Genomic DNA, 6,660 nt, shown 5'->3' with positions numbered 1-6,660 from the left:
AAAATCGCGGCAACGCCCGCCACTGCGAGCCGCGCCATGGACGCCGCGCGTTTCGGCACGTATCAAGGCAGGCTAAATTTATAAAATTTACGCCGCACATCTTTGAACTTCTGCGTAAATTTAAACCGCTCATTGCAAGCCGTAGAAATTTTACCGGCATCTCTCGCATAATTCTAAAACTAAATTTAACCGCCGCGAATTGCAATTCAGCGCGAAATCCTTATCTATATTTAATTAAATTTTAGCTACCATTACGCAAAATTTGAGGAAAAATTATGAATTATGATACCTTGAAAAAAATCTTTTTTCGATTCGATCCAGAAACCGCTCACAAGATCGCAGAATTCGGACTTCGCGCGCTCTATGCGACTCCGGGCGGGCTTGAGGCTTTGGCAAAATTCGGCGTTTATAAAGATGAAATTTTAACTCAAAAGATATGGAATCTCAGCTTCGATAACCCCGTAGGTATCGCGGGTGGATTCGACAAAAATGCCACGATGATCGCGCCGCTAGCCGCTCTTGGCTTCGGACACATCGATTTTGGCACCTTTACGCCGCGACCTCAAAGCGGCAACGAAAAGCCGCGACTTTTTCGCCTCGTTAGCGAACAGAGCATCCAAAACGCTATGGGCTTTAACAACGAAGGCGCCGACGTTATCGAGCATCGCGTGCGAAAAATTTATCCTTTTAAAATCCCGATCGCCGCAAATATCGGCAAAAATAAAGCCACTTCGAACGAGGATGCGCTGAGCGATTATGAGGTCTTGGCGCGTAAATTTGACGGGCTGTGCGATTTTTTCATCATCAACGTAAGCTCGCCGAATACCCCCAATCTGCGTGCTTTGCAAGAAAACAGCTTCATAAGCGAGCTGATAGGAGCGATGAAAAAGATTACGAACAGGCCGCTCGTCTTAAAGCTGGCGCCCGATATGAGCGCGGATCAGGCAATCGCGCTGTGCGAGTGTGCGGTGCAAAGCGGCGCAAGCGGCATCATCATAAACAACACGAGCGTTGATTATTCACTAAGCCCCAACGCTAGGGACTTCGGAGGCCTAAGCGGCAAACTGATCACCGAAAAATCGCGAAAGCTTTTCGCACAGGTCGCTCGCGAGCTCTTCGGCCGCACGATCCTAATCAGCTGCGGCGGCATAGACAGCGCGCAGGAGGCCTACGAGCGCATCAAATCAGGCGCGAGTCTGGTTCAAATTTTTACCGCCTTTATCTTCAAAGGTCCGTTCGTCGCAAAATTGATCAACGAGGGGCTGGCAGAGCTTTTGCGCGCAGACGGCTTTAATAGCGTCGGCGAGGCGGTCGGGGTAAATTTAAAAGATCGCGCGGGCGAAGGATACGGCATCAGAAATGATCAAGCCGAAAGTCGCGGCGACGGCGCGGATTTGCGCGCTTGCGAAGACAAAGAGGCGAATGCCAAAACGGATGAAATTTCAAGCACGGCCGAAGGTGAGGAAACGAGCGAAATTTCAAACGAGCCCGAAAGTAAGGATACGGACGAAAATTCTAACGACGACAAAAGCGAAATATCGAGCACCCAAGCGGATGAAATTCCCGCCGCTCAAACAGATGAAATTTCGAGTGTTCAAGCAGATGAAATTTCGAGCACTAAAACAGGCTCGGGCTCCGAAGCGGATGAAAATTCCGGCACTTCGGCAAATTTAAACGTCTTAGCAAGCGCGGATACCGCGACGGATCAAAGATCGATCGAGCAAAGCGGGGAGATGAGCGAAAATTCAGAGATTAAAAGTAGCGCGAATAACAAAAATTCCGAGGTTAAAAATACAAAACGAAGCAGCGCAAAAAGCGAAAATTTAGAGGCTAAAAGCGCAAAGCAAGACGGCGCCGATGAGAAGCCAGATAAAATTTCAAAAAGAGCTTCCAAAAACGGTGCGGATCAAAAACAAAGTCAAATTTCAAAAAGCGACGTAACCTCCAAGCGCGGTAAAATTTCAAAGGACGCTACGCAAAAAGATGCCGCGCAGAAGGGTACTGCGCAGTATGATGACGCCTCGCGGAAAGACGTCGTGCAGGATAACAACGCCTCGCAGCAGAAAGATGCCACAGCTAAAAATCTCTCGAAAAGCGACACAAAAAGCGAGAATTTAGAGGCCAAAAAAGCAAAACAAGGCGGCACGGCGAGCAAAACTGTCAAAACTAAAACCACGCCGAAAAATAAAACCGCAACTAAAGCCGCGCCAAAAAACGACATAGAAAGCAAAAATTCTAAAACTAAAGCCGCGCCAAAAAGTAGCGCAGAAAGCAAAAGTTCCAAGAGCAAAAACGCAAAGCAAAGCAGCGCCAAAACTAAAAATTCCGAGGCCAAAGAGCTTAAAGAGGTTAAAGAAGCGAGCGGCGCCCAAGACGCGGAGCAAAACTCAAACAAAAAACGAAAGGCGAAAAAAGATTAATGTTTCCGAAATTTAAGAAAATCACGCTACAAAACGGGCTTCAAATTTATCACATTCCGATGAATAAAGGCAGCGGCGTCATCAGCGTGGACGTGTTTTACAACGTCGGCTCGCGCGACGAGACGATGGGCAAAAGCGGCATAGCGCACATGCTGGAGCATCTAAATTTTAAATCCACGAAAAATCGCAAAGCGGGCGAGTTCGACGCGATCGTAAAGGGCTTTGGCGGCGTGAATAACGCAAGCACGGGCTTTGATTACACGCACTATTTCATCAAGTGCGCGAGCTCAAATTTAGAGGTCTGCTTGGATCTTTACGCCGACATAATGCAAAATTTAAGCCTCAAAGACAAAGAATTTCAGCCCGAGCGCAAGGTCGTGCTCGAAGAGCGACTGTGGCGCACCGATAACGATCCGTTCGGATATCTATTTTTCAGGCTCTATAACGCTGCGTTTTTGTACCACCCGTATCACTGGACGCCGATCGGCTTTCGCAAGGACATCGAAAACTGGAGTATCAAAGATATCAAAGAATTTCACGCTAAATTTTATCAGCCGCAAAACGCCGTGCTGCTGATCACCGGCGACATCGGCGAAAAGGCGGCGTTTGATGCAACCAAAAAACACTTCGCGCCCGTAAAAAACAAAAGCGAAATTCCGCACCTTCACTGCACCGAGCCCGCGCAAGACGGCGAGAAGCTTGGCGTTATTTACAAAAGCAGCGAGGCGCAAATCATTGCAGTCGCCTTTAAAATTCCGCCGTTTAACCATCCTGACGCCGCGGCGATCAAAGCGATGGATATATATCTTAGCGGCGGCAAGAGCTCACTTTTGCAGCGCGTGCTGGTCGATGAAAAAAAGCTCGCCAATCAGATCAACATCTACGATATGAGCGCCAAGGACGAGAATTTATTTATAGTCTTTGGCGTTTGTAACCAAGGCGTAAGCGGCGAGGCGCTGAGGAGTGAAATTTTAGCGCTGATCGAAAAAGCCAAAAAAGCTAAAATAAGCGACGACGATATGTTAAAGATCAAAAACACCCTAAGTAGCGATCTGATCTACTCCCTCGACAGCGCTAGCAAGGTAGCGCAGATGTACGGCAGCTACATCGTCCGCGGCGATCTGGACGCGCTATTTAGGCTGGAGCGCGAGATCAAAAGCCTGGATAAAAGCGCGGTTAAAAAAGCGATGAAAACCTATCTAAGCCTTAAAAGCTCCACGAGCATTATCTTACGAAAGGAAAACGATGAATAAAAATGTCATAATCGGCTCTATGACGGCGCTGATCACGCCTTTTAAAGAGGGTAAACTCGACGAGCAGACCTACGCTAAGCTCATCAAAAGACAGATCGCAAACGGCATAAGCGCGGTCGTGCCCGTCGGTACCACGGGCGAGAGCGCGACGCTGACGCACGACGAGCATCGCGTCTGTATCGAGATCGCCGTAGATGCGTGCAAGGGCACGGATGTCAAGGTGCTGGCGGGCGCGGGCAGCAACGCAACTCACGAAGCGATCGGGCTCGCGCAGTTTGCGCAGGCTCACGGCGCGGACGGAATTTTATCCGTAGCACCCTACTACAACAAACCCACCCAAAAAGGATTGTATCTACACTACAAGGCGATCGCAAGCTCGGTAGATCTGCCGGTGCTACTCTACAATGTCCCTGGTCGCACCGGCTGCGACATCGCCGCAGATACGATCATCAAGCTTTTTAACGACTGCGAGAACATCTATGGCGTCAAAGAAGCAAGCGGCAGCATCGATAAATGCGTCGATCTGCTCGCACACGAGCCGCGCCTTAGCGTGCTTAGCGGCGAAGATGCGATCAACTATCCGATCCTAAGCAACGGCGGCAAGGGTGTGATCTCCGTCACCGCAAATTTACTGCCCGATTACACGGCGAGACTAACGAAATTTGCGCTGCAAAATGAGTTTTTAAAAGCTAAGCAGATCAACGACAATCTCTACGCGATCAATAAAATTTTATTCTGCGAGAGCAATCCGATCCCGATCAAAGCGGCGATGTATATTGCAGGCTTAACGCCGAGTTTAGAGTACCGCTTGCCGCTTTGCGAGCCGAGCGCGGAAAATCTCAAAAAAATAGAAAACGTAATGAAACAATACACTATCAAAGGATTTTAATTGACGAACGAATTTAAAGGAAAAACGCTAGTTATCAGCGGCGGCACGAGAGGCATAGGCAGGGCGATAGTTTTGGAATTCGCAGCTGCAGGGGCAAATATCGCTTTTACGTATAATTCCAACGAGGAGCTAGCGACTTCGCAAGCAGCCGATCTTGAGAAGGCTTACGGCATCAAGGCGCGCGCTTATGCGCTCAATATCTTGGAGCCCGAGACCTACAAGGAGCTCTTTGCCAAGATCGACGAGGATTTTGCGCGAGTGGATTTTTTCATCTCAAACGCCATCATCTCGGGTCGCGCGGTCGCGGGCGGATACACTAAATTTATGAGGCTAAAGCCGCGCGGTATCAATAATATCTTTACAGCGACGGTAAATGCCTTCGTCGTGGGCGCGCAAGAGGCAGCAAAGCGCATGGAAGCGGTAGGCGGCGGCTCGATCATCTCGCTTAGCTCCACGGGAAATTTAGTCTATATCGAAAACTACGCGGGTCACGGCACGGCGAAAGCCGCAGTTGAGGCGATGGCGCGCTACGCCGCTACCGAGCTCGGCGAAAAAAACATCCGCGTAAACGTCGTTAGCGGCGGACCGATCGAGACGGACGCGCTGCGAGCCTTTACCAACTACGAAGAGGTACGCGACAAAACCGCCGAGCTTAGCCCGCTAGGACGCATGGGGCAGCCGGAGGATTTGGCGGGAGCATGTTTATTTCTATGCTCGAGCAAGGCTAGCTGGGTGACGGGGCACACCTTCATCGTCGACGGCGGAACGACCTTTAAATAATGCTAAATTTACCCAATATTTTAGCGAGCTTTCGCGTTGCGCTGGCGCCGCTGTTTTTCTGGCTGATTTTACTAGCAGGCCATGCGAACGGCGGCATGGTGGGCTCGGTGCACATAAGCTGGATCGATTATTTTGCCGCGCTAGTCTTCGTCATCGCCTCCGTCACGGACTTTTTCGACGGATACATCGCGCGCTCTTGGAACCAGAAGACCAAACTAGGCGCCATCATCGATCCGCTCGCCGATAAGATGCTTACGCTTGCGGGTTTTTTGGGGCTTATGTTTATCGGACGCGCTAGCCCGTGGGCGATCTATCTGATCCTAATCCGCGAGTTTTTCATCACGGGTCTTCGCGTAGCGATGGCGGGCGACGGCGTAGAGGTCGCCGCGTCGATGGCGGGCAAGGTAAAAACGGTCTTTCAGATGATCGCTATCGGCTGGCTAACGATGCAATGGCCCTATGCAAACGCCCTACTCTGGATCGCAGTTGTACTGACGCTATATTCGGGCTTTGAATACGTCGCGGCGTATGCTAAGGCTACGAAAAAGAGTTAGAGTTTGGTTTAAATTTGGAATAAAATTTGAACCAAATGAAATATGATGGATCACAAATTATGCAATCTTATCCTTGGGTGTATGTAGGATAAAAATCTACGTGCCGCTCATTAGATTAATAGTAATATATAGGCAAAATTAAGGAAAATTGTTATGATGTATGGGACTTCGAGAGTTAGCGAAGATGTAATTAGGCAAAATGCTGGAGCGTTACTAAAATTTCAAGATTCAAAATACGCTAAAAGCGGCGTCGGACAAATAACTACGTTTAATGAACTTGGTTTTAGCGGGGTTAATAAAAAGCCCGACGGTTGGTATTTTCCGCACGATATAAACGAAGTTGCCATAATTTTAGAGACCAAAGCCTATGAGCCGAATTCAAATCTGGATCAAAATTTACCGCAACTTCAAGAATATATAAACATAACAAGAAGCAAATACAATCAAGTAATAGGTATTTTATATAATGGCAACGAAGCAATAATTTATAAAAACGATAAATTTTATAGAGAAGATAGTGAGCTTTTTAGCAAAGATTACTATCTTAAGCTATTTACTCAGAGCAGTATAGATAAGCCTAAAATTTACTTATGTACTAAATCAATAAATGATAACCTACATATAAATTTTGGCATCAACAACCTAAAGCATAGGATGATTTTTACAGCTTGCGCTTTGGTAGCCGATAGAAAAGGCGCAAATTTAGCCGGTCTTAAAGGGCGCGATTTCGCAACTCTGCAAAGCGAGATCATAAAAACTCTTGA

5 protein-coding genes and 1 pseudogene are annotated in these 6,660 nt (G+C 48.1%); all 6 read left to right on the top strand.

All coding sequences use genetic code 11. From position 1 onward, the window contains the following. Positions 1-275: 275 nt before the first annotated feature. A pseudogene (locus tag Q0095_RS00580) lies at positions 276-1,328 on the top strand (quinone-dependent dihydroorotate dehydrogenase); the annotation flags it as partial. A 1,091-nt stretch (positions 1,329-2,419) separates the two neighbouring features. Further along, positions 2,420-3,673, top strand: coding sequence for a pitrilysin family protein (locus tag Q0095_RS00575; protein ID WP_297880387.1), 1,254 nt, complete (start codon positions 2,420-2,422; stop codon positions 3,671-3,673). Beyond that, positions 3,666-4,562, top strand: a complete 897-nt coding sequence (dapA, locus tag Q0095_RS00570; RefSeq protein WP_297880385.1) for a 4-hydroxy-tetrahydrodipicolinate synthase — start codon at positions 3,666-3,668, stop codon at positions 4,560-4,562. The genes Q0095_RS00575 and dapA overlap by 8 nt, the downstream gene beginning before the upstream one ends. Further along, complete coding sequence (locus Q0095_RS00565) at positions 4,563-5,342, top strand: enoyl-ACP reductase (protein WP_291937459.1); 780 nt, start codon at positions 4,563-4,565, stop codon at positions 5,340-5,342. It begins immediately after the preceding gene. Further along, entirely contained in the window at positions 5,339-5,896 is a 558-nt protein-coding gene (gene pgsA / locus Q0095_RS00560; protein WP_297880389.1) for a CDP-diacylglycerol--glycerol-3-phosphate 3-phosphatidyltransferase, read from the top strand. Before Q0095_RS00565 ends, pgsA begins: the two co-directional genes overlap by 4 nt. A 153-nt stretch (positions 5,897-6,049) precedes the next feature. Beyond that, a partial coding sequence (locus Q0095_RS00555) for a hypothetical protein (protein WP_297880383.1) occupies positions 6,050-6,660 on the top strand: 611 nt, incomplete at its 3' end.

Source organism: uncultured Campylobacter sp. (assembly GCF_938045535.1).
Taxonomy (GTDB): domain Bacteria; phylum Campylobacterota; class Campylobacteria; order Campylobacterales; family Campylobacteraceae; genus Campylobacter_B.
The sequence above is the reverse complement of the archived record's forward strand: the minus strand, read 5'-3'. Positions and strand labels throughout refer to the sequence as shown.

Excerpts from the sequence above, each read along its gene's own strand:
- Q0095_RS00575 (WP_297880387.1), top strand. The coding sequence starts at position 2,420 with ATGTTTCCGAAATTTAAGAAAATCACGCTACAAAACGGGCTTCAAATT.
- dapA (WP_297880385.1), top strand. The coding sequence starts at position 3,666 with ATGAATAAAAATGTCATAATCGGCTCTATGACGGCGCTGATCACGCCT.